Annotated in this window: 26 protein-coding genes; 8 read left to right on the top strand and 18 right to left on the bottom strand. The window is 69.9% G+C overall.

Features of this window, described 5'->3' with window-relative positions; genetic code table 11:
- Window positions 1–78 precede the first annotated feature (78 nt).
- Both A4X17_RS14215 and A4X17_RS14210 read left to right on the top strand, forming a co-directional pair.
- Complete coding sequence (locus A4X17_RS14215) at window positions 79–1,584, top strand: PspC domain-containing protein (protein WP_064296316.1); 1,506 nt, start codon at window positions 79–81, stop codon at window positions 1,582–1,584.
- Window positions 1,581–1,964 carry a hypothetical protein gene (locus A4X17_RS14210; RefSeq protein ID WP_064296315.1) on the top strand — a complete coding sequence of 128 codons (384 nt, stop codon included), beginning with the start codon at window positions 1,581–1,583 and terminating at the stop codon, window positions 1,962–1,964. The genes A4X17_RS14215 and A4X17_RS14210 overlap by 4 nt, the downstream gene beginning before the upstream one ends.
- A gap of 29 nt (window positions 1,965–1,993) precedes the next feature.
- On the opposite strand, the gene trmD is transcribed toward A4X17_RS14210, so the two are convergent.
- The 4 genes from trmD to rpsP all read right to left on the bottom strand — a co-directional run bounded on the left by trmD (window position 1,994) and on the right by rpsP (window position 4,170).
- On the bottom strand, window positions 1,994–2,701 hold the full coding sequence (gene trmD / locus A4X17_RS14205; protein ID WP_064296314.1) for a tRNA (guanosine(37)-N1)-methyltransferase TrmD: 708 nt from the start codon (window positions 2,699–2,701) through the stop codon (window positions 1,994–1,996).
- A 141-nt stretch (window positions 2,702–2,842) separates the two neighbouring features.
- Window positions 2,843–3,490 carry a ribosome maturation factor RimM gene (rimM, locus tag A4X17_RS14200; protein WP_064296313.1) on the bottom strand — a complete coding sequence of 216 codons (648 nt, stop codon included), beginning with the start codon at window positions 3,488–3,490 and terminating at the stop codon, window positions 2,843–2,845.
- Window positions 3,491–3,742, bottom strand: coding sequence for an RNA-binding protein (locus A4X17_RS14195; RefSeq protein WP_064296312.1), 252 nt, complete (start codon window positions 3,740–3,742; stop codon window positions 3,491–3,493). It lies immediately after the preceding gene.
- A 2-nt stretch (window positions 3,743–3,744) separates the two neighbouring features.
- A complete protein-coding gene (gene rpsP / locus A4X17_RS14190) occupies window positions 3,745–4,170 on the bottom strand; it encodes a 30S ribosomal protein S16 (RefSeq protein ID WP_064296311.1) in 426 nt (141 codons plus the stop codon).
- A 251-nt stretch (window positions 4,171–4,421) separates the two neighbouring features.
- Here rpsP and A4X17_RS14185 point away from each other — a divergent pair, with 251 nt between their 5' ends.
- A complete protein-coding gene (locus tag A4X17_RS14185) occupies window positions 4,422–5,564 on the top strand; it encodes a glutamate--cysteine ligase (protein ID WP_064296310.1) in 1,143 nt (380 codons plus the stop codon).
- 10 nt (window positions 5,565–5,574) lie between these two features.
- On the opposite strand, the gene A4X17_RS14180 is transcribed toward A4X17_RS14185, so the two are convergent.
- Both A4X17_RS14180 and ffh read right to left on the bottom strand, forming a co-directional pair.
- A complete protein-coding gene (locus A4X17_RS14180; RefSeq protein WP_064296309.1) occupies window positions 5,575–5,955 on the bottom strand; it encodes an META domain-containing protein in 381 nt (126 codons plus the stop codon).
- Between the two features lie 16 nt (window positions 5,956–5,971).
- Window positions 5,972–7,525 carry a signal recognition particle protein gene (gene ffh, locus A4X17_RS14175; protein ID WP_064296308.1) on the bottom strand — a complete coding sequence of 518 codons (1,554 nt, stop codon included), beginning with the start codon at window positions 7,523–7,525 and terminating at the stop codon, window positions 5,972–5,974.
- A 103-nt stretch (window positions 7,526–7,628) separates the two neighbouring features.
- Between ffh and lipB the strand changes: the two genes are divergently transcribed.
- Both lipB and lipA read left to right on the top strand, forming a co-directional pair.
- Entirely contained in the window at window positions 7,629–8,303 is a 675-nt protein-coding gene (lipB, locus tag A4X17_RS14170; protein ID WP_064296307.1) for a lipoyl(octanoyl) transferase LipB, read from the top strand.
- Window positions 8,300–9,316, top strand: coding sequence for a lipoyl synthase (gene lipA, locus A4X17_RS14165; RefSeq protein ID WP_064296306.1), 1,017 nt, complete (start codon window positions 8,300–8,302; stop codon window positions 9,314–9,316). Before lipB ends, lipA begins: the two co-directional genes overlap by 4 nt.
- A gap of 24 nt (window positions 9,317–9,340) precedes the next feature.
- Here lipA and A4X17_RS14160 read toward each other — a convergent pair whose 3' ends face one another.
- Genes A4X17_RS14160 through A4X17_RS14150 form a run of 3 tightly spaced genes read right to left on the bottom strand, consistent with a single transcriptional unit; the run spans window position 9,341 to window position 14,445 of the window.
- Window positions 9,341–9,841, bottom strand: a complete 501-nt coding sequence (locus A4X17_RS14160; RefSeq protein ID WP_064296305.1) for a DUF2004 domain-containing protein — start codon at window positions 9,839–9,841, stop codon at window positions 9,341–9,343.
- Window positions 9,841–10,719: a signal recognition particle-docking protein FtsY gene (ftsY, locus tag A4X17_RS14155; protein WP_064296361.1), complete on the bottom strand. Its 879-nt coding sequence runs from the start codon at window positions 10,717–10,719 to the stop codon at window positions 9,841–9,843. The genes A4X17_RS14160 and ftsY overlap by 1 nt, the downstream gene beginning before the upstream one ends.
- Window positions 10,720–10,773: 54 nt before the next feature.
- On the bottom strand, window positions 10,774–14,445 hold the full coding sequence (locus tag A4X17_RS14150; RefSeq protein ID WP_064296360.1) for a chromosome segregation SMC family protein: 3,672 nt from the start codon (window positions 14,443–14,445) through the stop codon (window positions 10,774–10,776).
- Window positions 14,446–14,594: 149 nt separating this feature from the next.
- Between A4X17_RS14150 and A4X17_RS14145 the strand changes: the two genes are divergently transcribed.
- Window positions 14,595–15,677, top strand: a complete 1,083-nt coding sequence (locus A4X17_RS14145) for a GNAT family N-acetyltransferase (RefSeq protein ID WP_064296304.1) — start codon at window positions 14,595–14,597, stop codon at window positions 15,675–15,677.
- 3 nt (window positions 15,678–15,680) lie between these two features.
- Here A4X17_RS14145 and mutM read toward each other — a convergent pair whose 3' ends face one another.
- From mutM to A4X17_RS14115, 6 genes are all read right to left on the bottom strand, one after another.
- Complete coding sequence (gene mutM, locus A4X17_RS14140) at window positions 15,681–16,571, bottom strand: bifunctional DNA-formamidopyrimidine glycosylase/DNA-(apurinic or apyrimidinic site) lyase (protein ID WP_064296303.1); 891 nt, start codon at window positions 16,569–16,571, stop codon at window positions 15,681–15,683.
- Window positions 16,555–17,232, bottom strand: a complete 678-nt coding sequence (rnc, locus tag A4X17_RS14135) for a ribonuclease III (protein ID WP_086473824.1) — start codon at window positions 17,230–17,232, stop codon at window positions 16,555–16,557. Before rnc ends, mutM begins: the two co-directional genes overlap by 17 nt.
- A 91-nt stretch (window positions 17,233–17,323) precedes the next feature.
- Window positions 17,324–17,533 carry a 50S ribosomal protein L32 gene (gene rpmF, locus A4X17_RS14130; protein WP_056006932.1) on the bottom strand — a complete coding sequence of 70 codons (210 nt, stop codon included), beginning with the start codon at window positions 17,531–17,533 and terminating at the stop codon, window positions 17,324–17,326.
- 3 nt (window positions 17,534–17,536) lie between these two features.
- Window positions 17,537–18,049, bottom strand: coding sequence for a DUF177 domain-containing protein (locus A4X17_RS14125; protein WP_064296358.1), 513 nt, complete (start codon window positions 18,047–18,049; stop codon window positions 17,537–17,539).
- A gap of 111 nt (window positions 18,050–18,160) precedes the next feature.
- The gene (coaD, locus tag A4X17_RS14120; RefSeq protein ID WP_064296302.1) at window positions 18,161–18,643 is read right to left on the bottom strand and encodes a pantetheine-phosphate adenylyltransferase; all 483 of its coding nucleotides are present in this window, start codon (window positions 18,641–18,643) and stop codon (window positions 18,161–18,163) included.
- A gap of 19 nt (window positions 18,644–18,662) precedes the next feature.
- Window positions 18,663–20,831 (bottom strand): ATP-dependent DNA helicase RecG, encoded by a 2,169-nt coding sequence (locus A4X17_RS14115; protein WP_064296301.1) that lies wholly within the window; start codon window positions 20,829–20,831, stop codon window positions 18,663–18,665.
- A gap of 71 nt (window positions 20,832–20,902) precedes the next feature.
- Between A4X17_RS14115 and A4X17_RS14110 the strand changes: the two genes are divergently transcribed.
- Entirely contained in the window at window positions 20,903–21,475 is a 573-nt protein-coding gene (locus A4X17_RS14110; protein WP_064296300.1) for an RsmD family RNA methyltransferase, read from the top strand.
- A 64-nt stretch (window positions 21,476–21,539) separates the two neighbouring features.
- Here the strand turns inward: A4X17_RS14110 and thiL are convergent, their stop codons facing one another.
- Entirely contained in the window at window positions 21,540–22,556 is a 1,017-nt protein-coding gene (thiL, locus tag A4X17_RS14105) for a thiamine-phosphate kinase (protein WP_064296299.1), read from the bottom strand.
- Between the two features lie 25 nt (window positions 22,557–22,581).
- On the opposite strand from thiL, the gene A4X17_RS14100 reads away from it, so the two are divergent.
- Complete coding sequence (locus tag A4X17_RS14100; RefSeq protein ID WP_064296298.1) at window positions 22,582–23,073, top strand: DUF3515 family protein; 492 nt, start codon at window positions 22,582–22,584, stop codon at window positions 23,071–23,073.
- Window positions 23,074–23,094: 21 nt separating this feature from the next.
- On the opposite strand, the gene A4X17_RS14095 is transcribed toward A4X17_RS14100, so the two are convergent.
- Both A4X17_RS14095 and A4X17_RS14090 read right to left on the bottom strand, forming a co-directional pair.
- Window positions 23,095–24,186 carry a D-alanine--D-alanine ligase family protein gene (locus A4X17_RS14095; RefSeq protein WP_064296297.1) on the bottom strand — a complete coding sequence of 364 codons (1,092 nt, stop codon included), beginning with the start codon at window positions 24,184–24,186 and terminating at the stop codon, window positions 23,095–23,097.
- Window positions 24,089–25,180, bottom strand: coding sequence for an NAD(P)H-dependent glycerol-3-phosphate dehydrogenase (locus A4X17_RS14090; protein ID WP_229938610.1), 1,092 nt, complete (start codon window positions 25,178–25,180; stop codon window positions 24,089–24,091). Before A4X17_RS14090 ends, A4X17_RS14095 begins: the two co-directional genes overlap by 98 nt.
- Window positions 25,181–25,195 lie beyond the last annotated feature (15 nt).

The following is a 25,195-nucleotide window of genomic DNA, read 5'->3' as shown; positions in this document are numbered from 1 at the left end:
CCCTGGGACGACAGGATCAGGGTTCGCTCAGGGTCATGCCGGATGGGCCAGTCCCGGACGCTTCGCCAGAATCGGACCATGACGAACCACAGCACGCCGCCCACCGGGGCAGAACCGGGGGCACCCGCCCCGCAGGATCCGACGACCCGCTTCTTCGACTGGTGGCGGTCCACCGGTCTCCGTCGCTCGAGCGACTCGTGGCTCGGCGGCGTCGCCGGGGGTGTCGCGGCCCGGCTCGGCCTCGATCCGATGATCGTGCGCGGAGCCCTCATCGTCATCGCGATCCTCGGCGGGCCGGTCCTCTTCGTCTACGCCGCGGGCTGGGCGCTCATCCCCGACCAACAGGGTCGGATCCACCTCGAGCGTGCGATCCGGGGCGTCTTCGACCCGGCGATCGTCGCGATCGGCATCCTCGCGGTCCTCACCGTCGTGCCGTTCATGCGCGGCCTCTGGTGGGACGGCGTGCCGCAGGCGTGGAACCTGCCCGGGTGGCTGGAGTCGACCATGACCGCCGGTTGGGTGATCGCCCTGGTCGCCGCGGCGGTCTGGCTGATCGTGATGTTCTCCCGCCGCGACCCTGGGCGGACGGCGCCGCCTGAGACACCGCCGCAGCGCGACCCGTGGACCAGCGACGCCTCGATCCCCAAGCCGACGGCACCATCGCCCACGGCCTCCCCCGCGGGCCCTGCCGGCTCGGCCCCGGCCTCCGCCGGTGCCGCGAACCCGGTGTCGCTCGCGAAGGTCGACGGTTCGCCAGGTGATGCGGGCGCGACCGTCCCGCTCCCTGGAGCCGCCACCGCCACCGCGTGGGACGGGGCTCCGAGCCAGCAGCGCGGTTGGACGAGCCAGGAGTTCCGGGACGAGATGAACCGGCAGCGCGCCGAACAGCAGGCCGAACGCGAGACGAAGGCGCGGGAGCACCGGTCGAAGCAGCCTGGAGCAGCTTTCGTGGCGATCACCCTCGGCCTGGCACTGCTCGCCGGTGCGGGTGCGGCCGTCGTCGCTGCAGGCGCCGGCTTCTCGATCCCGGTCGTCGTGGTCATCGGCCTCGCCAGTGCCCTCGGAGCACTCGCCGTCGCGACGATCGTCGCGGGCGTCAGCGGACGGGAGAGTGGCTGGCTCGGGCTCTTCACCTGGGCCGCCGTGATCTCCCTACTCGTCACCGGAGTGTTCCCACTCGGCTCCTCCTTCCTGCCGGTCGGACGCACGACCTGGACCGTGACGTCGACGGATGCGGACGACCGACGCGGCTACGTGATGATCGCCGGCCAACCCACGCTCGACCTCGGCGAACTCGCCGACGACGACGCGTTGCGCGGCGGCACGATCGACGTGTGGATCCTCGCAGGCGAGGTCGACGTGCTCATCCCCGAGGACGTGCCGGTCATCGTCGAGTTCTCAGCGATCGCGGGAACCCTGGAGACAGGACGCGATGGTCGGGACCGGACGGACCGGCGCGGCGGAGCCCTCTTCCAGGATGAGGCACGGTACGGACGTACGGCGTCACAAGACACGACGCGGGTACGGGTGTGGACGGTCGCCGGCAGCGCTGTCGTGACCCAGGAAGCGGAGGCGGGACGATGAGCGAGCAGGACGACCGGACCGGAGCGGCGAACCTGTCGTCGCCAGCCGACGAGACGACGGAATCGGCTCCGTCGCAGACCGGTCAGACGAAAGCCACGGAGTCGGACGCCACACGGCCGACCACCGCGCAGACGACCACCGCGCAGACGGCCGATGAGCCGAGGACCGGTGTCGGCCCGACGGATCGAGGCGGTCGGGCGCCACGCTTCGGCACGATCCTCTGGGGCGTCCTCCTGCTCGTCCTCGCCGGGGCCATGCTCGTCACCAATCTCACCGAGGTGCGCATCGACCCTCTGGGGTGGATCACCGGGGCGATCATCGCGACCGGGGCGGTCCTCGTCATCGCCGGCATCGCCGCCGCCGTGCGGCGTCGGCCCTGACAGCCGTCACGCACAGCACCCCTGGGCGCTCAGGCGTCCGGCGCATCGGCGGGCAGCAGATCCGGGCGGACCTCGCGGGTCCGCTCGATCTGCTGCTGACGACGCCAGGTGGCGATCGCACCGTGGTTGCCGCTCAGGAGCACCGGCGGCACGGGTAGTCCTCGCCACTCGGCGGGCTTCGTGTAGCTCGGGTACTCGAGCAGCCCGTCTTCGTGCGACTCCTCGACGAGACTCTCCGGGTTGCCGACGACCCCCGGGACGAGCCGACCGATCGCCTCGATCATCGCCATCACCGCCACCTCTCCCCCGTTGAGGACGTAGTCGCCGAGGCTCACCAGGCGGACCCGCGCCCGACTGGCCGTGTGGTCGAAGACGCGGTGGTCGATGCCCTCGTACCGGCCGCAGCCGAACACGAGGTGCGGCTCGGCCGCGAACTCGCGGGCCATCGCCTGCGTGAACACCTCACCCGCCGGAGACGGGAAGATGACCAGCGGCTCCTCCTCGGTGTCGTCGCCCAGGATGCCGTCGAGCGCCTCGCCCCAGGGTTCCGGCTTCATGACCATGCCGGCTCCCCCGCCGTACGGGGTGTCGTCGACGGTGCGGTGACGGTCGTGCGTCGAATCCCGCAGATCGTGGACGTCCAGTTCGATGAGCCCGCTCTGCTTCGCCTTGCCGAGCAGCGAGAGGTCCAGGGCATCGAAGAAGGTCGGGAAGATCGTGACGATGTCGATGCGCATGAGGAGCAGTCTATTCGCGCGACGGTCGTCGTCCCGGTCGCGTCGGTCAACCGATACGACCACGACGGAGGCGCCGGTTGCACGCAACCGACGCCTCCGTCGTGGGTGTTCCGAGCCGGGAGGACCGACTCGGAACGGGTTCTACTGCTCCGGCTGCGACGCTCCGGTGTCGTCCTGAGCCTCGTCGGAGGCCTCGGACTCGACTGGACCGGCCGTCGACGTCTCGGGGGCTTCGTCGGCCTCCGGGAGTTCCTCGAACAAACCGGTGGGCGGCGTGACCGTGACGATCCCGGCAGCGATGTCGACCGTGGGGACGATCGCCTTCACGAACGGGACCATGACCTCGCCGTCGCCGGTCTTCACGATCAGGAGGTCCTGAGCCGGGAAGTGGTCGACGCGGGCGACGGTACCGACAGCGACGCCGTCTCGGTGCACGGCCAACCCGACGAGCTGGTGGTCGTACCACGCGTCGTCGTCGACCGGCAGCTCGGTTGGGTCCTGCTCGACCCAGAGGATCGCCTTCACGAGGGTCTCCGCCTCACTGCGATCGGAGATGCCGACGAAGAAGGCGACCGGCTGACTGTTGTACCAGCGCAGTTCGATGAGCTCGAGTGTCTTGCCGCGCCACTTCGATCCTGCAGGGACCTGGAGCGTGAACGTCGCGCCCGGGGTGAACCGGTGCTCCGGCTCATCCGTGTAGAGCTCGACCTTCAGGGCGCCCTTCAGACCATGGGCTTTCGTGAGCCGACCGACCCGCAACTGGGTCTTCGGCTCCGTCTCGTCCGCCACCTACGCGCTGGCGCCGGAGGCGTCCGTGTCGACCACGTCGACTCGGACCCGCCGACCGTCTGCCAGCGCTGCCACGAGGGTGCGCAGGGCTTTGGCCGTCCGGCCGGCACGACCGATGACCCGGCCGAGGTCCTCGGGGTTCACACGAACCTCGAGGACCTCGCCACGGGCGGAGTTCTGTGCTGTGACGCGAACGTCATCCGGGTGATCGACGATCCCCTTGACGAGATGTTCGAGCGCGGGAGCGAGCAAGACTACGCCTGCTCTGCTTCAGCGGCGTCGGCAGCGGGCGCCTCGGCCTCGGCCGGAGCAGCCTTGGCCGCGGGGGCCTCGGCCTTCGGCTTGAGGACGGGCTTCTTCTTCTCGTCGGCGACGAAGGCGGCCTTCGGCTCCTTGACGCGGACGGTGCTCACGGCGTCCTTGTCGCCCTTGAACTTGCCCCAGTCACCGGTGAGCTTGAGGAGCGCTGCGACCTGCTCGGTCGGCTGGGCGCCGACGCTGAGCCAGTACTGCGCACGCTCGGAGTCGACCTCGATGAACGAGGGCTCCTCGGTGGGGTGGTACTTGCCGATCTCCTCGATGACACGACCGTCGCGCTTCGTGCGCGAGTCTGCGACGACGATGCGGTAGTACGGCGCACGGATCTTGCCGAGACGCTTGAGACGGATTTTGACAGCCACGATTCTCCTGAATGATGTGATGTTTGATGTGCTCGCTGCCGAAAGGTGGGGCCACACGCTCGACGCGAAAACTGTGGTTGCTGCGGGCGTCGGATAGAGGGTCGAACTCCGCGCAGACTCAACTCTCTATTCTGCCAGACATCGGGCGATCTGGGTAATCCGGCGACACCGATACCGGATGACCCCTCCACCCCGTGTGAAGATGGGCTGGCGCACGGCATCCGGCCGCGCCCTGCGGGAGGTCGACGCCAATGCCCATCGAGTTCGCCAGATCCGAGCGTTCGACCGTCGGCCTCGAGTGGGAGGTCGCCCTCGTCGACCGCGACACCGGCGATCTCGTCGGCGCAGCGGACACCGTCCTGTCGGAACTCCGCCCGAGCGACGGTTCCGATCATCCGCAGATCACCAACGAGCTGCTGCTCAACACCGTCGAACTCGTCTCGGGTGTTCACCACACGGTCCCCGAGGCGATCGCGGACCTCGAGGGCCAGCTGGCCGAGGTGCGGGCGATCACGGATCCGATGGGCGTCGAGCTCATCTGCAGCGGTTCGCACCCGTTCGGCCAGTGGTACGACCAGCAGGTCACCGACAAGCCCCGGTACCACAAGCTCATCGACCGCACGCAGTGGTGGGGTCGCAACATGATGATCTGGGGTGTGCACGCGCACGTCGGCGTCGAGACGGTCGACAAGGTCCTCCCGATCATGAACGGGCTGCTGACCTACCTGCCCCACCTCCAGGCGTTGTCGGCGTCCAGCCCGTACTGGGGCGGGGTCGACACCGGGTACGCGTCGAACCGCGCGCTCATGTTCCAGCAGCTCCCGACGGCGGGCCTCCCCTACCAGCTCTCGGACTGGGAGCAGTTCGAGGCCTACGTCGACGACATGACGGTGACCGGCATCATCGAGGACCACACCGAGGTCCGCTGGGACGTGCGACCGTCGCCGCAGTGGGGCACGGTGGAGATGCGCGCGTGCGACGGAGCGTCGACCGTCGCGGAGTTCGGCGCCCTCGCCTCGCTCATCCACTGCCTCACCGAGCACCTGTCCGACCGCCTCGACGCCGGAGAGCGCCTGCAGACCCTGCAGCCGTGGTACGTCCGCGAGAACAAGTGGCGTGCGGCCCGGTACGGCCTGGACGCCGAGATCATCCTCGACTCCTCGGGCCACGAGCGCCTCGTGACCGACGACCTGCACGACCTGCTCGACACCCTCGCGCCGGTCGCCCGTCGGCTCGGCTGTGCGGACGAACTGGCGAGCATCGCCACGATCATCGAGCACGGCGCGAGCTACCAGCGACAGCTCGCCGTCGCCCACGCGAACGGCGGCAGCCTGCAGGCGGTCGTGAGCTCCCTCGCGAAGGAGCTGCGACACGGGGTCCAGCCCTCCGCCTGACGAGGCGGCGTCACTCAGCGCGGTCGAGCGTCCCGATCCGTGTGCCGGCGTCGTCGGTCACGGTCAAGCGCCCTCCGTCGTCCGAGAGCGTCGCCTGTGCGATCCCCCGCAGCCAGGTGTCGACGCCCGGGCACGCCATCAGGGTGCTCGCGACGTCGGAGACGACGACCGCGTCGTCCTTCGCACGCCAGGATCCGGAGAGACTGTTGCAGCCGTCCGAACCACTCACTCGGCCGTCGTCGGTGAACACCAGGTGCGGATCGGCAGCGCCGGTGCCCTCACCCCAGGCGCCGAGGACGCGTTCGCCCGGTGACGGCGCGGAGCACCCGGCGAGCAAGCCCACGGTCAGGACGACTGCGACGACCGAGGCCGGTGCCCTCAGCGCGCGCATACCGCCTCCGCTCGACTCAGCGACCCAGGAACTTCTGCAGCTCGGCGAGCTCCGCCTCGGTCGGGGCGGCCGATCCCGACGACGAACCGCCGCCGAGGCCGAATCCAGCGCCCGTGGCGGCAGCCTGCGTCTCGACGGCGCCGGCGTTCTCCGCCGCGCGCTTGGCCGGGTTGCCTGAGCGGGAACCCTTCTTCTTGGCCTGCGGCTTCGGTCGGTTCGTCCGCGCACCGGGGACCGGACCCATCCCGGGGATGTTCGGCACGCCACCCTTGGCGACGGTCTTCATCATCTTGGCCGCCTGCTCGAAGCGGTTGACGAGGGCGTTGACCTCGGTGACGGTCATGCCGGAACCCTTGGCGATGCGCAGGCGGCGGGATCCGTTGAGAATCTTCGGGTTCGTGCGCTCGGCCGTGGTCATCGACTGGATGATGGCCTCAGTGCGGACGATCTCGCGCTCGTCGAAGTTCTGGAGCTGCTCCTTCATCTGCCCCATGCCGGGGAGCATGCCCATCATCTTCTTGATGGAACCCATGCCGCGCAGCTGCTGCATCTGCTTGAGGAAGTCGTCGAGTGTGAAGGAGTCGGTCGCGAACTTCTCCGCGACCTTGCGCGCCTCCTCCTCGTCGAAGTTCTGCTGCGCCTGCTCGATGAGGGTGAGGATGTCACCGAGGTCGAGGATCCGGCTCGCCATGCGGTCGGGGTGGAACGGCTCGAAGTCGTCGAGACCCTCACCGGTCGACGCGAACATGATGGGGCGTCCGGTGACCGAGGCGATGGAGAGTGCCGCACCACCGCGCGCGTCGCCGTCGAGCTTGGAGAGCACCACGCCGGTGAAGTCGACGCCGTCGAGGAAGGCCTTGGCCGTCGCGACCGCGTCCTGACCGATCATCGCGTCGATGACGAAGAGGACCTCGTCGGGATCGACCGCCTTGCGGATGTTCGACGCCTGCTTCATGAGCTCGGCGTCGACGCCGAGTCGTCCGGCGGTGTCGACGATGACGGTGTCGTAGAGCTTCTGCTCGGCGAACCGGACGCCGTCGCGGGCGACCTTGACCGGATCGCCGACCCCGTTGCCGGGCTCGGGAGCGTAGACGGGGACGCCCGCCTGCTCTCCGACGACCTGGAGCTGGTTGACGGCGTTGGGGCGCTGGAGGTCGGAGGCGACGAGGAGCGGCGTGTGGCCGTCCTTCTTGAGCCACTTGGCGAGCTTGCCCGCGAGTGTCGTCTTTCCGGCACCCTGGAGTCCGGCGAGCATGATGACGGTCGGCGGCTTCTTCGCGAACTCGAGACGCCGCTGCTGTCCGCCGAGGATCGTGACGAGCTCGTCGTTGACGATCTGGACGACCTGCTGCGCCGGGTTGAGGGCCTTGCTCACCTCGTCGCCGAGGGCGCGCTCGCGTACGCGACCCGTGAAGTCCTTGACGACGTCGAGTGCGACGTCCGCGTCGAGGAGGGCGCGACGGATCTCGCGGACGGTGCCGTCGACATCGGCCGCGGAGAGCTTGCCCTTGGTGCGGAGGTTCTTGAACGTATCCGCGAGGCGGTCAGAGAGTGTGCCGAACGTTGCCATGATCCCTCCAGTTTAGGGCAGACCGCGGCGCGACCCGGTCGATCGCCGACATGGTCGGAAGATGAGTATTTGGACGGCGTCCAACAATGCTATCGTGGCGGCCATGACACAGCTCCTCATCGCCGGGCTCGCGCCCGCGTTCGTCCCGTACCGCGAGGGTTGGGCGCTGCAGCGTCGGGTCCATGAGGCGGTCGTCAGCGGTGAAGCGCCGGAGCACCTCATTCTGTGCGAACACGAGCCCGTGTACACGGCGGGCAAGCTGACCCGCCCGCACGAGCGCCCCGACGACGGCACGCCGGTCGTCGAGGTCGACCGCGGGGGCCGCATCACCTGGCACGGTCCCGGACAGCTCACCGGCTACCCGATCGTCCGCCTCCCGGAGCCGGTCGACGTCGTGGCGCACGTCCGCCTGCTCGAGGAGGTCATGCTGCAGACGATCACGGAGCTCGGTGTCACCGGCCGCCGCATCGACGGACGGTCGGGTGTCTGGGTCGACCCCGTCGCCGGCGGACCGGCCGCGAAGATCGGCGCCGTCGGTGTCCGGGTGCAGGCGGGCGTCACGCTGCACGGCTTCGCGCTCAACTGCGACAACTCCCTCGAGCCCTTCGGCCACATCGTCGCGTGCGGCATCGCCGATGCCGGCGTCACCACCATCAGCACCGAGCTCGGTCGGCGGATCACGCCGAGCGACGTCGCCGAGCGCGTCTCCGAGATCTTCGAAGCACTCCGGCCCGGCTGGACGGCCGCGTCCGCGACCACGATCGGAGCGGCCGCGTGAGCGGCTGCGGCGCACCGGCACCCGCGCCCGCGGCGGACACCGGCGGACGGAAGCTCCTGCGGCTCGAGGTCCGGAACGCGCAGACCCCCATCGAGCGGAAACCCGACTGGATCAAGACCCGCGCGACGATGGGACCCGAGTACCGACAGCTCCAGGCGCTCGTGCAGGAGGAGGGTCTGCACACGGTCTGCCAGGAAGCCGGCTGCCCGAACATCTTCGAATGCTGGGAGGATCGCGAGGCGACCTTCCTCATCGGCGGATCGCAGTGCACGAGGCGCTGCGACTTCTGCCAGATCGACACCGGCAAGCCGGCCGACTACGACCGCGACGAGCCACGGCGTGTGGCCGACTCGGTACAGCGGATGCGGCTGCGCTACGCGACCGTCACCGGTGTGGCACGCGACGACCTCCCCGACGAGGGGGCGTGGCTGCACGCCGAGACCGTCCGGCGCATCCACGAGACGAACCCGGGGACGGGGGTCGAGATCCTCGCGACCGACTTCTCCGGCAACCCCGACCTCCTCGGCGAGGTGTTCGCCTCCCGACCGGAGGTGTTCGCACACAACGTCGAGACGGTCCCACGCATCTTCAAGCGGATCAGGCCCGCCTTCCGCTACGAGCGCTCCCTCGACGTCCTGACCCAGGCACGTGCGGCCGGCCTCATCACGAAGTCCAACCTCATCCTCGGGATGGGCGAGGACCGGAGCGAGATCAGTCAGGCGCTCGAGGATCTGCACGAGGCCGGCACGGACATCATCACCGTCACCCAGTACCTCCGACCGACGCCTCGGCACCTCCCCGTGGACCGCTGGGTCAAGCCGCAGGAGTTCCTCGAGATCAAGGAGGAGGCCGAGGAGATCGGGTTCCTCGGTGTGCTCGCGGGACCGCTCGTCAGATCGTCCTACCGCGCCGGACGCCTCTGGGCGCAGTCGATGACGGCGAAGGGCCGCGAGGTCCCCGAGGGACTGCAGCACCTCGCAGACGCCTCACTCGGCTTCGCCCAGGCGGTCTGAGGCCGACGCCTCGACCTGCCGGGCTCAGTCCTCGCTCGTGACCCCGGTGACCTCGCCATCGGAGCTGTAGGCGACCATGAGCACGCCGTCGAGCTGGTCCGCGTCGAGCGAGTACTCGAAGACCGCGAACGCTTCGTCGCCGTTGTGCTGGTGCGGCGCGAACCCGACGCTCAACAGCGTCATCGACCGGATGACGTCGACGTCGCGGTCTCCGGACTCGTCGACCAGGACGTCCGGCAGGGACTCCCCCAGCTCCTCGACGGCCTGGATGATGTACTCCGTCACCTCGGAGGTGCGGTCGTCGACCTCGCTCAGCATCGCCTCACGCGAGCGCAGGTCGAAACCCTCGAGGGCGAGGATCATCGCCGCCGCCAGGTCGAGCGCATCGGCCGGGATGTCGTCCTCGTCGGGGGCGCTCAACGAGATGGAGACGGACTGCTCCCCGACGTCGATGTTGTCGGACCAGTAGACGCCACCACCAGGCTCGGTCGCGATGACACCGAAGTAGTCGTGTTCGATCGCCATCAGCTGCCCACCAGATTCTGTGCGAAGACGTGCGGTGTGAAGCCGGTGAGGTCGCCGATGCCCTCACCCTGGCCGACGAGCTTGATCGGGATGCCGGTCTTCTCCTGCACGGCGAGGACGAACCCGCCCTTCGCGGAGCCGTCGAGCTTCGTCAGGACGAGCCCGGTCACCCCGGCGTGCTCGATGAACGCCTGCGCCTGCGACAGACCGTTCTGACCGGTCGTCGCGTCGAGGACGAGGAGGACCTCGGCGATGGGCGCCTGCTTCTCGACGACGCGACGGATCTTGGACAGCTCGTCCATGAGCCCGCCCTTCGTCTGCAACCGACCGGCGGTGTCGATGATGACGATCTCGGTGCCGGTCTGCTTGGCGTACTCGATGGTCTGGAAGGCGACGGACGCCGGGTCCTGTCCCTGCTGCTGGGGGCGGACGATCTGTGCGCCCGCGCGCTCCGCCCACGTCGCCAACTGCTCCACGGCAGCGGCACGGAAGGTGTCCGCGGCGCCCACGACGACGGTGCGGTCGTAATTGCGCAGGAACTTCGCGAACTTGCCGATGGTGGTCGTCTTGCCGACCCCGTTGACGCCGACGACGAGGACGACCGCCGGACGCTCGCTGAGCTTCAGCGTCGTGTCGAACTTCGACAGCCGCTCCTCGACCTCTTCGCGCAGCATGCGCTGGAGGTCGCGCGGGTCGGTGGTGCGGTAGCGGTCGACGGAGGCGTGCAGGCCCGTGACGATCGACTCGGTGACGTCGGGGCCGAAGTCGGCGCCGATGAGCGCGTCCTCGAGGTCCTCCCAAGTGGTCTCGTCGATCGTCGGACGTTGGAACATGCCTTTGAGGGCACCGGAGAGTGACCAGGGTGTGCGTGCAGCCATGGTCTCAGCGTAGCCGTCGGCGAGGCGGTGCCGTCGCGTGGGCACGAGACCGGATCAGCTCGCGCGTTCTGCTGCCACGCGCTGACCGACGACGGCCGACACCCCGTCCTGGCGCATCGAGACGCCGTAGAGGGCGTCGGCGATCTCCATGGTGCGCTTCTGGTGCGTGATGACGATGAGCTGGCTCGTCTGACGGAGGTCCTCGAAGATGGTGAGGAGCCGCCCGAGGTTCGCGTCGTCGAGGGCCGCCTCCACCTCGTCCATGATGTAGAACGGGCTCGGTCGGGCTTTGAAGATGGCGATGAGGAGGGCGACCGCGGCGAGCGAGCGCTCCCCGCCCGACAGCAGCGACAGGCGCTCGATCTTCTTGCCGGCGGGCTTGACCGACACCTCGATGCCCGTGGTGAGCATATGCTCGGGGTCGGTGAGCGAGATGCTGCCCGTGCCGCCCGGGAACAGGATCGGGAACACCTCGGTGAAGGCGGCTTCGGTGTCGGCGAACGCCGAGGCGAAGATGACCTCCATCTTCCCGTCGATGTCCTCGATGATCGACAGCAGGTCGGCGCGGGTGCTGGTGAGGTCGGCGAGCTGTTCGGTGAGGAAGCGGTGGCGCTGTTCGAGTGCCGCGAACTCCTCGAGCGCGAGCGGGTTGACCCGTCCGAGTTGGGCGTAGGTGCGCTCCGCTGCTGCGAGACGCTTCTGCTGCTCGGCGCGGACGTAGGGCGTCGTCGACACGTCGTCCGACTCCTCGGTGGGTTCCTCCTCCGGCTCGGCGTCCGGCGTCGCGGGTCCGTCGGCACGTGCCTCGGGCGCCTCGTCCGAGTCGGGCATCGTCGTCTCGGGCGAGACCTCCGGACCGGTCTCGTCGGCCGTTCGCACCGCCGAGCGGGCGGTCGCGCGGGGTGTCGGAGGGTCGACGGGCACCGGAACCTCGGGCCCGTACTCGGCGACGAGCACGTCCTCGACGAGTCCCAGCTCCGACCCGGCGCGCTCGAGCAGACCGGACAGGTGGAGCTTCTTCTCGTAGATCTGGAGTTCGAGGCCGTGGACGCTCTCGGTGACGACCTGCAGCCGCTGCCGGAGCGTGTGCTCCTCGCCGCGCAGTCGTACGAGCTCGGCGTTCCGGCTGGCCCGCGTCGCCTCGGCTGCCGCGAGCGCGACGCGGGCCTCGGTGACCGACCGGTCGACCGAGTCGAGGACGGGCGGGAGCGCCTCCGTCACAGCGGTGGCGGCCGCGGCCTGGCGCGCACGGATGACCGCACGCCGAGCCGCTTCCTCAGCCGCGGCCTGGTCGGCCTGCCGCTGCCGCTCGAGGTTCGCGACCGCGAGCTCCTCCGCCCGCACGCGTTCGCGCGCGGTCTCGAGGAGGAGGCGGTGCTGCACTTCGGCCTCGCGCGCTGCGTCCAGTTCGGCGGAGAGCCCATCGCGTGCCGACACGTCGAGGAGGGGTCGTGGACGCGCGCGAGCGGTGTCGTGGTCCAGCTTGGCCCGCTCCACGGCGGCAGCGGCGTCGGCGACGGCCGCCTCCGCCGTCCCGGCAGCTGCGAGGAGGCGGTCGTGTTCGGCCTGTGCGGATTCGTACCGGACCGTGACCCGGTTCACGCGCTCGGCCTGTGACGCACGGTTGGCGTCGAACTCGCGGAGGGCGCTGAGCGCTGCCTGCGCGGTCTGCTTTGCCTCCTGCAGGATCGTACGCTGCTCGGCCAGGGCGAAGCGCGCCCGTTCGATGAGCGACTCGACCTCGCCGTGTCGATCGGCTGCCGCATCGCGTTCGGCCAGCAGTTCGATGCGGCTCTGCGCTCCGCCGCTCCCCCCGCGGACGATGCTGTCCGTGACGACCGCGCCGTCACGGGTCACGAGGGTGAACGCGCCGAGTGACGAGCCGAGTCGGTCGTACGCCGCGATCGCGTCGTCGAGCGAATCGACGACGAGGACCGAGGCGAGGATCCCCAGCACGCCAGGAGGGGCCTCCACCAGCTCGGCAGCCGAGGTGAACCCGGCGGGCGCGTCCGGGACGTCTCGCGCACCGTCGGCGATGACGATCTCGACCCGGCCGAGATCCTGGTCGGCCGCGTGATCGAGCGCCCGCCGGGCAGCGTGCCGGTCGACGGCGACGGCGGCCTCCGCGAGCGTGCCGAGCGCTGCGGCCACAGCCGACTCGTGGCCGGGTCGGACCTGCACCCGGTCCGCGACGATCCCCTCGATCCCCTCGATCCCGCTCGCAGCGAGTTCGGCCGAACCGGTCTTGAGGTCGAGGGCGCGCGAGAGTGCACTGGTCTTGGCGCCGAGCGAATCGCGTTCACGTTCGAGGGTGTGGAGCTGCTCGCGCAGGCCCTCGATCTCCCCTTCGGCCTCCGCCGCGCCGCGTTGGGCCGCCTCGTAGGCGTCGTCGAGCCCGGAGTCGGCGGCGTCCGCCACGGTCGGGTCCTCCTCGAGCGCCTCGTACTCCAGCCGCGCGGCGTCCAGACGGAGGGCGGCGGCGTCGATCGCGTTCTGCTGGCGCAACGCCTCGCCACGGACCGCGGCGAGTTTGGACCCGGCGGCGTCGACGGCGCCCGCGAGCTTGGAGAGCTCCAGGTCGTGTCGTGACACGAGCGCGCTCTGCGCTGCGATCTCCACGTCCACCGCGTCGAGTGCGGCGCGCTTCGCGCGGGTGTCCGCCTGCGCCTCCTGCAACGCGCGCTCCGCGTCGGCGACCGCCACCCGCAGTCCGTCGATCTCCGCGGTCGCGTCGGCGACCATCTGCTTCGTGATCCGGGGTTCGGCGGCCGTCGTGTCCGTCGACGAACCGAGGAGCGCGAGCCGCTGGTTGGCGAGCGTGTACAGGTTCCGGAGGCGCTCCTGCACGCTCTCGAGCTCGAAGGTGATCCGGCGGGCGTCGTCGACCGCGTCGCCGAGTTGTGCCTGCTCGATCCGGTTGATCCGCAGTTCCGCCTGTTCCAGCTGCTCCTGCAGGACGAGGCGCTCGCTGTGGCGCTCACTCTCCGAGCGGTTGTGCTCGTCGAGGGAGCGCCGGAGGCCCACGACGTCGTCTGCGAGGATCCGGGCGCGGGCATCGCGGACGACCGCGGCGATCGTCTGCGCCTCCCGGGCGATCTCCGCCTGACGACCGAGCGGCTTCAGCTGCCGGCGGATCTCCCCGGTGAGGTCGCTCAACCGCGTGAGGTTGGTCTGCATCGCCTCGAGCTTCCGGAGCGTCTTCTCCTTGCGTCGGCGGTGCTTCAGGATGCCGGCCGCCTCCTCGATGAAGCCGCGGCGCTCCTCGGGCGTCGCCCGCAGCACCGCGTCGAGCTGCCCCTGCCCGACGATGACGTGCATCTCGCGGCCCAGACCGGAGTCGCTGAGGAGCTCCTGGACGTCCAGCAACCGACACGTGTCGCCGTTGATGGCGTACTCGCTCCCGCCGTTGCGGAACAGGGTGCGACTGATCGTCACCTCGGTGTACTCGATGGGCAGCGCGCCGTCGCTGTTGTCGATGGTGAGCGTGACCTCGGCTCGACCGAGCGGTCCCCTGGTCGACGTTCCCGCGAAGATGACGTCCTCCATCTTGCCGCCGCGGAGAGTCTTCGCCCCCTGCTCGCCCATCACCCAGGCGAGCGCGTCGACGACGTTCGACTTGCCGGAGCCGTTGGGACCCACGACGCAGGTGACGCCCTGCTCGAACGCGAAGGTGGTGGGGTGCGCGAAGGACTTGAACCCTTTGAGCGTCAGGCTCTTCAGGTACACGCGCACCTCCTCTCCCGCGTCGCGGATGCTGTGCACTACGGTAGCGAATCCGCGGACGGACGAGGGACACCACGCTGTGCCGGCCCGCCGCGGCGGTCGTAGCATGGACCGCATCACCCAGGACGGTCTGGTGTGGGAGGGAGGCGACGATGCGCGCCACGATCGACGAGGTCGAGATCCCGGCGACCGGGAGCTCAGCGGTGTTCGACGCGGTCCAGGACGTCGCGAACACGCTCGAAGCCGAGATCTGGTCCACCGACGACTTCGCCTTGACCTCCGCGATGGCCCTTCCCGAGTACCGCGACCAGCGGTTCCAGCGACGCGTCCTGCTCGCCGCCGTCCTCGACGGGCGTGTGGTCGGTCGCGGCTGGCTCGGATACGGCACCGAGGCCGACGCGGTGACGGCCTCCCTGAACGTCGGCGTTCTCGCAGAGGAGCGGCGTCGAGGGATCGGCACGGCGCTCCTGCAGGAGTTGGAGCGACGGGCCCTCGCGGCCGGCCGCCCGACGGTGACCGCCTTCACCCAGCACGCCGTCGACGACATCCCGACCGACGAACCACTCCTCGGTGCGAGCGTCGGCGAACGGGCGATCCCCGCGAACGCCGCGGCCAGCCGGTTCATGCTCGATCGTGGATACGCCCTCGCGCAGGTCGAGCGGACCAACCGCTGCGACCTCGCCTCGATGCTCGGGGAGCTGCCTGACATCGTCGAGACGTCGACCGCCCGTGCCGGACACGCGTACCGCCTCGTGCAGTGGGTGGATCACACCCCCGACGAGCTGCTCGGCTCGCTCGCGACGGCCCGCGAACACATGGCGACCGACATCCCGGCCGCCGATCTGGAACTCGACCCCGAGGTCTGGACGCCCGAGCGGGTCCGCGCGCGCGAGGACCAGCTGGCGGCGTCTGGCGACCACGCGATCGTCGCCGCCGCCGTCCACCGCGACAGCGGCGCGGTCGCCGGGTACAGCGAGCTCGTCCTCGGCGAGGGCAAGGAACACGCGGAGCAGTGGGACACGCTCGTGCTCGCCGACCACCGGGGACACGGCCTCGGACTCTGGATGAAGGCGGCGAACCTCATCGCACTCGCCGATCAGGCACCCGAGCGGTCCCGGATCTACACCTGGAACGCCGACGAGAACGCGCACATGCTCGCGATCAACGACCGACTCGGGTTCCGCATCGTCGGCTACTCCGGAGAATGGCAGCGCCGACTCCCCCGCAGCGACTGATCGTCAGGTGCGGCGCTGGCAGACCGGACAGCGGTGCGAGCCGCGGTTCATGAACTGCTCGCGGACGATGAACGTGCCGCAGCGCGCACACGGCTTACCCTGCCTGCCGTAGGCGTTCAGACTGTGCGCGAAGTACCCTGCCTGACCGTTGACGTTCACATACTGGGCGTCGAAGCTCGTCCCGCCCTCCGCCAGGGCCTTCGCGAGCACGGCACGCACCTCATCGAGCAGCCGGCCGGCGCGCCCGAGGCCGAGACGGGCGGTCTCCTGTTCGGGGTGGATGCGCGCCGCCCAGAGCGACTCGTCCGCGTAGATGTTGCCGATCCCGCTGACCAGGGTCTGATCGAGGAGCGCCCGCTTCACACCGGTGCGTTTCTCGCGCAGTCGTCGGAGGAAGCCGGCGTCGTCGAAGGCCGGGTCCATCGGGTCGCGGGCGATGTGCGCGACCTGGTCGGGCACCATCGCGACCTCGTCGCCGAACCCACCTGCGGCTCCGTCCGTCGTCGGGACGAGCGCGGTCACCGCCATGGACCCGAAGATCCGCTGGTCGACGAAGTGCAGCCAGAGCTCGCCGTGCTCGGGATGCTCCAACTGCAAGCGGATGCGCAGGAGTCGGTCGGCGTCGTCGCCGGGCGACCGGAGCAGCATCTGCCCGCTCATGCCCAGGTGACCGACGATCGCCTCATCGTCGTCGAGGGGGAACCAGAGGAACTTCCCGCGTCGGACGGCCGATCGGATGGTCCGCCCCGTCAGCCGTGCGGTGAAGTCGGCGACACCACTCGCGTGGCGGCGCAGGGAGCGTTCGTCGAAGACCTCGACGCCGGCGATGGTCGCGCCGCTGACGGCGGGCTCCAAGCCGGCGCGGACGACCTCGACCTCAGGGAGTTCCGGCACTGATCCTCGACCAGGCTTCCAGGGCCGCCGCCATCTCGGCGTGCTTCTTGCTCGTACCGGAGCCCGTCGCCGTGACCGCGGTTCCCACGGTCACCGTCGCGACGAACCGTCGGTTGTGGTCGGGGCCGGAGCTGGCGATCTCGTAGACGGGCGCCGGCGCCCCGATGGCCGCAGCGGCCTCCTGGAGGCTCGTCTTCGGGTCCATCGCCGCGCCGAAGCGCTCAGGATTCTCGAGCAGGGGGTTCACCAGTCGCAGGACGAGTGCCGTCGCCGCGTCGGGGCCGGCCGACAGGTACGTCGCGCCGATGACGGCCTCCATCGTGTCGGCCAGGATGGACGCCTTGTCGCGCCCACCGGTCTGGTCCTCACCCTTGCCGAGCTTGATCCGCTCGCCCAGCCCGATCGAACGTGCGACCTCGGCGAGCGCGATCGTCGAGACGAGGCTCGCACGTCGCTTCGCCAGCTGGCCTTCGTCGAGGTGCGGGAAGTCGCGGTAGAGCATGACGGTGACGGCCTGCCCGAGGATCGAGTCGCCGAGGAACTCGAGGCGCTCGTTGTGCGGGAGTCCACCGTGCTCGTACGCGTACGAGCGGTGCGTCAGCGCCAGGTCGAGCAGCTCGTAGGAGACGTCGACACCGAGTTGTCGTGCGAAAACGACCACACCGGGATCGGTCTCCGATTCGGAGCCGATTCCGGTGTGGTCGGAATGATTCGTGTTCACGCTGTTCGAACGCGGACGTTCAACGCGCGGATCAGACGTCTGCGACCTTGCGGCCCTTGTACTCGAGGTACAGGGCGGTGCCCTGCGAGTCCTCGACGACCTTGGCGCGGTGCGGCAGGCTGTACGTGACGCGGCCGTTCTCCACCGTCTTCACGAGCGTCGGCACGGCGGCCTTCCACTGCGAGCGACGCGAGCGGGTGTTCGAGCGCGAGACCTTCCGCTTCGGGGGGTTTCCAGCCATGATCTATCTCTCTTCTGTGTCTGCAGCGGCGCGCTGGGCGCTGCTGGCGTCTGTGTCAAGTACGGAGTCTGAGGACAAGCCCGCGAGCGCAGACCAGCGAGGATCTGCGACGTCGTGAGGGTGTCGTTCCGGACGTTCGGCCAGCCGCTCACCGGTCTCGGGGTCGAGTCCGGGGCAATCCGGCTGGCACACCGGCTGAAACGGTAATGCGAGAACTACCGCATCTCTGACCAGAGGTTCAAGATCCACGTGGTCGTCGTGAACCTCGAAGTCAGACGCTTCCGAATCAGGATACGCGAAAAGTTCCTGAATCTCGACTTCGACAGGCAGTTCGATGTCGCGGAGGCAGCGTCCGCACTCGCCGGTCGCCAGTGCGTCGACGTCGACGGTCACGAGGATCCCCTCGTGCACGGACTCGAGACGCACCTGCTCGGAGAGCGTCGTGCCCTCCTGGACGGCGACCAGGCCCTCGCCCCAGCGCTCGGCGAGCACCATCTCGAGGTCGTGCTCGCGCATCTCCCCGGGACGGTTCACCAGATCGCGCACGTTGACGCTGAACGGCGAATTGTTCGTTCTCTTCCTAGTCACGATCGACGATTCTACGCCGAACCCGACCGGGAGGACGCCCTAGCCCTCCTGGAGGAAGGTCGCCACCACCTGCGGGACGTACGGGCTGACATCGCCACCGAGCGCGGCCACCTGCCGGACGAGTGAACTGGACACGTGCGCGTGCGCCGGATCGGGCAGGAGGAAGACCGTCTCCACACCGGCGAGGCTGCGGTTCATGATGGCCATGGGCGTCTCGTACGCGACGTCGACCTGCGAGCGGATGCCCTTCACGAGCACGCTCGCGCCGACGTCCGTGCAGTAGTCGACGAGCAGGCCGACGTTCCACTGCGCGACGACGATGTTGTCAGGCAGCCCTCCGTCGGCGATGGAGCGCTCGAGCAAGGACACCCGCTGCGGCATCGGCAGCAGCGCGGACTTGTCGGGGTTGTGCACGACCAGCACGTGCAGTTCGTCGAAGATGCGCGCCGCCCGCTCGATGACATCGAGGTGACCGAGAGTGACTGGGTCGAACGATCCGGGGACGACGGCGATCCGCTTCATGCCGCCAGCCTATCGGTGCTCAGTTCTTGGCGAGCGCGGCGCGGTCTGATTCGTCGAGGCGCCGACGGAGCGCTTCGGCCAGCACCGGGTGGTCGGCGAGGTCGGGATCGGTCTCGAGGAGCTCGGCGGCATCCGCCCGCGCCTCGATGATGACCTCGCTGTCGTGCACGACCCGGAGCAGCTTGAGCGAGGACCGCCCGCCCGACTGCATGCTGCCGAGGACGTCGCCCTCGCGCCGCAGCTCGAGGTCGACCTGCGCGAGGTCGAAGCCATCGAGGGTCGCGGCCACCGCGTCGACGCGCTCGCGTGCGGTGCTCTCCGCCTCCGCCGCGGTGACGAGCAGACACAGCCCGGGGACGCCCCCTCGACCGACGCGTCCGCGGAGCTGGTGGAGCTGCGACACCCCGAAGCGTTCCGCGTCGAGCACGACCATCGTCGAGGCGTTGGGGACGTCGACGCCCACCTCGATGACCGTCGTCGCCACGAGCACGTCGATCTCACCGGCGGCGAAGGCCCGCATCGTGCGGTCCTTCTCCTCCGCGCTCATCCGGCCGTGGAGGACGTCGATGCGTCGGGACGCGAGCAGCGGGTGGGTACGCAGCTGCTCCACCGTGGCGAGCACGGACGCGATCGGCCGCGCCGGGTCGACGTCCTCCTCGAGCGCCTCACCGGGCTCGACCTCCTTGGCGTCGATCGCCGGGCACACCACGAACCCCTGCCGCCCCTGCGCGAGTTCCTCGGCGAGTCGCTCCCAGACGCGGGAGATCCACCGCGGGTGATCGGCCAGGGCGACCACGAAGCTCTCGATCCCCTGCCGCCCGCGTGGCAGCTCCTTGATGATGCTGACGTCGAGGTCGCCGAAGACGGTCATGGCCACGGTCCGTGGGATCGGCGTCGCGGTCAGCACGAGGACGTGCGGCGGCGTGCGTCCCTTCTGACGGAGCTGGTCGCGCTGCTCCACGCCGAAGCGGTGCTGTTCGTCGACGACGACCATCCCCAGATCGGCGAAGGTCACGGCGTCACCCAGCAGCGCGTGCGTCCCGATCACGATCCGGGCCTGGCCGGCGACGATCCGCAGCAGCGCCCGTTTGCGATCGGAGGTCGGCAGCTGGCCGGTGAGCAGCGTCGGCATGAGCTCGGCCGAGAGGTCGGGCCCCAGCGAACGGACGATCGACCGCAGGTGCTGCGCCGCGAGGACCTCGGTGGGCGCCAGCAGCACCGACTGTCCCCCGCTGTCGGCGACGGCCGCCATGGCCCGGAGGGCGACGAGCGTCTTGCCCGAGCCGACCTCACCCTGGACGAGTCGGTTCATCGGATTGGGCTGCGCGAGGTCGGCCGCGATCTCGGTCCCGACCGTCTGCTGGTCGCCGGTCAGCTCGAACGGGAGCGCGGCATCGAGGCGCTCGAGGTAGCCGCCGGCCTTCGGCACGCGGGGTTCGGCCGCCAGGGCACGGGTGGCCGCTCGCTGTTGAAGCAGGGCCGTCTGGAGGAGGTACGCCTCCTGATACCGCAGGCTGCGGCGACCACGCTGCCAGTCGCGGTCGACCGTCGGGCGGTGGACGGCCCGGATGGCGGCGTCGAAGGAGAGTTCACCCCTCGCCGCCCGGACCGACCTCGGGACCGGGTCCTCCTGCGGCGGCAGGGCGTCGAGGACCAGCTCCACGGACTGCTTGAGGTTCCAGCTCGTGATCGTGCTCGTCGCCGGGTAGATCGGGATGGGCGCCTCCGACCACGCCTTCGCCTGGGCGTCCGCGAGCGCCGGTGCGTCGGCGTCATCGGGGAAGAGCTGATACTGCGGGTGCGCGAGCTGATAGCTGCCGCGGTAATCGCCGACCTTGCCCGCGAAGATGCCGCGCAAGCCCGGCCGGAGTTCGTTCGCCCGCCAGGGTTGATTGAAGAAGGTGAGGTTGAGCCGACCCTGACCGTCGGAGATGACGACCTCGAGGATGGAGCCCTTGCGTTGCTTCATCTGCCGGTCGCGGACCTCGAGGACGTCGGCGACGATCGTCACGTCCTCGCCGAGCGGCAGCTGGCCGATGACCGTCAGCTCGCCGCGCTTCGCGTAGCGACGCGGGTAGTGCTCGAGGAGATCGCCGACGGTCTCGACGCCGAACGCCTTCTGGAGTGCCGTCGCGGTTCGTCCGCCGAGGACACCGCCGAGCTTCGTGCCCAGCTCGATCCCCGTCATGCCGTCGATTCTATTCGGGACCTCGGACACCGCGGTTCGCTCGGCTTCGCCCAGCCTGCGAGGATGGGACCATGGCCGGCATCAGGATCATCTCGGGTTTCGCCGGATCACGCACGATCCGGGTTCCGGGCAGCGGTACACGACCGACGAGCGATCGCGTCCGCGAGGCCCTCTTCTCCGCGTTGGAGGCCCGCGACGTGATCGCCGGCGCCGAGGTGCTCGACCTGTACGCCGGCTCGGGGTCGCTGGGGCTCGAGTGCGCCAGCCGGGGTGCCGCCGTGATCACCCTCGTCGACCGAGGGTCGGAGGCCGCGAAGCTGTGTCGTGACAACGCGAGGATCGTGACCTCGGCAGCGCCTCGCGGAGCGGCACCGCGCATCACGGTGCACGCCAAGTCGGTCGGCGCCTACCTGTCCGGGGCGACGGTACCGTCCGACCTCGTCTTCATCGATCCCCCGTACGACCTCCCCGAGGCGGAGCTGACGGCCAACCTCGCCGCGCTCGTCGGTCTGGTCACCGACGACGGGCTCGTGCTCGTCGAGCGGAGCTCCCGCTCACCCGAACCGACCCTTCCCGCGGCGCTCGAGGTCCTGCGGAAGAGCACCTACGGCGAGACCGTCGTCTGGTGGATCACGCCGGTCTGAGTCAACGCGTCACGGTCACCGCGTCACCGCACGGTCCTCGCGCCACGGCGGCCGGGAACACCGCTCAACCGGACGCGTCGTCCCAGTCGCGGTAGGGGTCCCAGCCGGCGCGACCGTCGTAGGCCACACCGTCGACGAGGACCCCGGCACCGGTCCGGGCCGTGCCGATGGTCCGGAAGCCGGTGGGGATCGTCGTGACGGACGGGAACGTCGCCAGGAGGGAGTGGTCCTCGCCACCGGCGAGGGCGAGCGCCACGTCCGCACCCAGCTCCTCTGCCCGCAGGTCGATCGCGACCCCACTCGCCCGCGCGAGGCGACCGGCGTCGAGCGCGAGCCCGTCCGACAGGTCGAGCATCGCCGTGGCACCGGCGACGGCGGCGACGACCCCGGCCGCGATCGGTGGCCGTGGCGCGAGTTGTGCCTCCACCTCGACCCGGTGATCGCGTCGTAGGACGGATGCTGCCTCGGCCGAAGGCACGCCGTCGGCGTCGACCCCACGCGAGAAGAGGAGCCGCAGACCTGCCGCAGCCGAACCCAACTCCCCCGCGACCGCGACCACGTCACCGGGTCTCGCACCGTCGCGCCGGACGGGGGCACGACCCTCGAGGTCGCCGAACGCCGTCACCGCGATCATGAAGACGTCAGACACGGCCAGATCACCGCCGACGACACCGCAGCCGGGCGCGAGCTCGGCGCAGGCGTCGCGCAGTCCGTCTGCGAACCCGTCGAGCACGGCGACCGGCAGGTGCTTGGGCATGGCGAGTGCGACGACGAGTGCCGTCGGACGCGCCCCCATCGCCGCGACGTCCGCCAGGTTGCTGGCCGCAGCCTTCCAGCCCAGGTCGTGGGCGCTCGACCACGCCAGCCGGAAGTCCGGCCCGTGGATCATCGTGTCCGTCGTGACGACGAACCGACCGTCCGGCGCCAGGACGACCGCGGCATCGTCACCCGGCCCGAGGAGTTCGGCGTCGGCCTGCGGCAGGCGAGGGAAGATGCGCTCGAGCAGCTCCCCCTCGGCGAGGTCCCCGACACAGGGCCCGACCGTTCCGTGATCGTCGGACGCGCTCCCAGACTCGTTCATGGGATCAACGGTAGCCTGGTGGGCGATGTCCCCGATTCGTGTGCTCCTCGCCACCACCCTCGCCGCAGCCGCAACCCTGGCCCTGGCCGGGTGCGCGCCCGCCGTCGCGCTCGAACCCGCCGCCGATGCGAACAACCCGCAGTGCGCTGAGGTCACGGTGCGTCTGCCCGACGTCGTCGCCGAACTGCCCGAGCGAGGGACCGACGCCCAGGCCACCGGGGCCTGGGGCGATCCTGCGACGGTCCTCCTGCACTGCGGCGTCGCGATCCCCGGCCCGACCACGCAGCAGTGCCAGTCCGTGAACGGCGTCGACTGGATCATCGACGACACCGACGCGCCGAGCTACCGGTTCACGACCTTCGGGCGCACGCCCGCGGTCGAGATCGTGCTCGACGGCGACGCCGTCGCCAGCAGCACCGTCCTGGCGGATCTGGCGCCCGCGGTGTCCGTGCTCCCCGTCACCGGGAAGTGCACCGCGCTCGGCGACGCCGAGCTCCCGATCCCCACCGACGGCTGACCGTTCCCGGCGCCGCGCCGTTCAGGATCGGGCGCGCGCGACCTCGATCAGCTCGGTGATGAGCTCGGGGTAGCTGAGCCCCGAGGCCAACCAGCAGCTCGGGAACATCGAGATCGGGGTGAACCCCGGCATGGTGTTGACCTCGTTGACGACGAAGCCGTCCGCGGTCAGGAAGAAGTCGACCCGGGCGAGGCCCGCGCAGCCCAACGCCTCGAACGCCCGACGAGAGAGGTCTTGCATCTCCGACAACTGCTCGGGAAGGAGGTCGGCGGGGCAGACGAGCTCGATACCGGGGGCGTCGAGGTACTTCGCCTCGAAGTCGTAGAAGTCGCGTCCGGTCACGACGACCTCGCCGGCAACCGAGACCCGAGGTGCTTCGCCGGGGAGGGACTCGAGGACCGCACACTCGACCTCTCGGCCCACCAGACCGGTCTCGACGAGCACGGTCGAGTCCTCGGCGAGTGCCAGTTCGATCGCCGCACGGAACGCGTCCGGCGTCGACACCTTCGACACCCCGACGCTCGAACCGGCTCGCGCCGGCTTCACGAACGCCGGTGACCCGAGCGACCCGAGCGATGCGAGCACCTCCTCGGGTGCCGTGGCCCAGTCGTGGGCGGTGAACCGCACCCACGGGGCGACGGCGATCCCGGCGGCCTGGAGCACCGTCTTCGTGAAGTGCTTGTCCATGCCGAGCGAGGACGCGAGGACGCCGGAGCCGACGTACGGGAGGTCGACGAGCTCGAGCATGCCCTGCACGGTGCCGTCCTCGCCGAACCGACCGTGGAGGATCGGGAGGACGATGTCGACGGGGCCGAGGGTGAACGGGACGCCGTCCTCCCCGACGACGGTCAACTCGCGGCTGCCGACGCGTTCAGGCCAGCGCACGGCCGGCCGCGAGGGGTCGACCTCCGGCAGGTGGGCGGGGTCGAGCGCGTACCGGCTCGGGTCGTCGACCTCGAGGACGTACGAGCCGTCGTGGGCGATCCCGACCGGGTAGACGTCGTACCGTTCGCGGTCAATCGCGGCGAGGACGCCGCCCGCCGTTGCGCAGCTGATCGAGTGCTCGCTTGAACGGCCTCCAAAGAGCACCACCACTCCGGTCTTGTGCGTCATCGTTGCTTCTCTCCCCCTGGGGTTCGTCGTCGTCGGTCGTGAGGTGCGGTGCGATGTCCTTGGGGTCGAGCGTGCCGTCGAGCACCTGCTTGACCTGTTCGACGATGGGCATCGCGACCCCCTTCGCCTTGGCCAGCTCGAGCACCGGCGCCACGGACGCGAGCCCCTCCGCGGTCTGCTGCATCTGTTTGACGACGTCGTCGAACTGATACCCCTGGCCGAGCAGACGCCCCGCCGTGTTGTTCCGTGACAGCGGCGACTGGCAGGTCGCGATGAGGTCGCCGAGCCCGGCCAGGCCCGAGAGGGTCTCCGGCTGCGCGCCGTGGGCCACCGCGAAGTCGGTCATCTCGACCAGCCCGCGGGTGATGATGGAGGCCTTCGTGTTCTCGCCGTAGCCGACGCCGTCGACGATGCCGATCGCGACGGCGATGAGGTTCTTGAGCACACCGCCGAACTCGGTACCGATGACGTCGGTGTTCACGAAGCTGCGGAAGTACCGGTTCCGCGCGAGGAGCGCGACCGTCTGCGCCGTCTCGAGGCTCTCCGAGGAGATCACGGCGGCCGTCGGCTGCTCGCGGGCGATCTCGAGCGCGAGGTTGGGGCCGGAGGCGACGGCGATGCGGGACGGGTCGATGTCGAGGGTTTCTCGGATGACCTCGCTCATCCGGGATCCGCTGCGACGCTCGACGCCCTTCATGAGCGAGACGACGATGGTGCCGTCCTCGAGGTGCGGGCGGAGCGCGATCAGATTGTCTCGCAACGACTGGCTCGGGACCGACAGGAACACGACCGAGGCACCACGCACGGCGTCGACCATGCTCGCGGTCGCCGTCATCCGCATCGGCAGATTGATGCCGGGCAGGTAGTCGCTGTTGCGCTTGGCTTCGGTGATCTCGCGAGCGAGCTCGGGCCGTCTGGCCCACATGACCACGTCGGAGCCACCGTCCGCGAGGATCTTGCCGAACGTCGTGCCCCAGCTGCCCGCTCCGAGCACGGCGACCCTCGTGGC

This window comes from Plantibacter sp. H53 (assembly GCF_001650455.1).
In the GTDB taxonomy this organism is placed as follows: domain Bacteria; phylum Actinomycetota; class Actinomycetes; order Actinomycetales; family Microbacteriaceae; genus Plantibacter; species Plantibacter flavus_A.
Note: the sequence above shows the minus strand (reverse complement) of the source record. Positions and strands in the feature narration are given on the sequence as shown.

Coding starts and splice junctions, on each gene's coding strand:
- A4X17_RS14185 (WP_064296310.1), top strand. CDS start 4,422: ATGCCCATCGAGTTCGCCAGATCCGAGCGTTCGACCGTCGGCCTCGAG.
- ftsY (WP_064296361.1), bottom strand. CDS start 10,719: ATGGCTGCACGCACACCCTGGTCACTCTCCGGTGCCCTCAAAGGCATG.
- A4X17_RS14145 (WP_064296304.1), top strand. CDS start 14,595: ATGCGCGCCACGATCGACGAGGTCGAGATCCCGGCGACCGGGAGCTCA.
- A4X17_RS14160 (WP_064296305.1), bottom strand. CDS start 9,841: ATGGCGATCGAACACGACTACTTCGGTGTCATCGCGACCGAGCCTGGT.
- A4X17_RS14100 (WP_064296298.1), top strand. CDS start 22,582: ATGTCCCCGATTCGTGTGCTCCTCGCCACCACCCTCGCCGCAGCCGCA.
- A4X17_RS14115 (WP_064296301.1), bottom strand. CDS start 20,831: ATGACGGGGATCGAGCTGGGCACGAAGCTCGGCGGTGTCCTCGGCGGA.
- rpmF (WP_056006932.1), bottom strand. CDS start 17,533: ATGGCTGGAAACCCCCCGAAGCGGAAGGTCTCGCGCTCGAACACCCGC.
- thiL (WP_064296299.1), bottom strand. CDS start 22,556: ATGAACGAGTCTGGGAGCGCGTCCGACGATCACGGAACGGTCGGGCCC.
- ffh (WP_064296308.1), bottom strand. CDS start 7,525: ATGGCAACGTTCGGCACACTCTCTGACCGCCTCGCGGATACGTTCAAG.
- A4X17_RS14095 (WP_064296297.1), bottom strand. CDS start 24,186: ATGACGCACAAGACCGGAGTGGTGGTGCTCTTTGGAGGCCGTTCAAGC.
- coaD (WP_064296302.1), bottom strand. CDS start 18,643: ATGAAGCGGATCGCCGTCGTCCCCGGATCGTTCGACCCAGTCACTCTC.
- A4X17_RS14180 (WP_064296309.1), bottom strand. CDS start 5,955: ATGCGCGCGCTGAGGGCACCGGCCTCGGTCGTCGCAGTCGTCCTGACC.
- A4X17_RS14125 (WP_064296358.1), bottom strand. CDS start 18,049: ATGCGCGAGCACGACCTCGAGATGGTGCTCGCCGAGCGCTGGGGCGAG.
- A4X17_RS14210 (WP_064296315.1), top strand. CDS start 1,581: ATGAGCGAGCAGGACGACCGGACCGGAGCGGCGAACCTGTCGTCGCCA.
- A4X17_RS14215 (WP_064296316.1), top strand. CDS start 79: ATGACGAACCACAGCACGCCGCCCACCGGGGCAGAACCGGGGGCACCC.
- A4X17_RS14110 (WP_064296300.1), top strand. CDS start 20,903: ATGGCCGGCATCAGGATCATCTCGGGTTTCGCCGGATCACGCACGATC.
- trmD (WP_064296314.1), bottom strand. CDS start 2,701: ATGCGCATCGACATCGTCACGATCTTCCCGACCTTCTTCGATGCCCTG.
- lipB (WP_064296307.1), top strand. CDS start 7,629: ATGACACAGCTCCTCATCGCCGGGCTCGCGCCCGCGTTCGTCCCGTAC.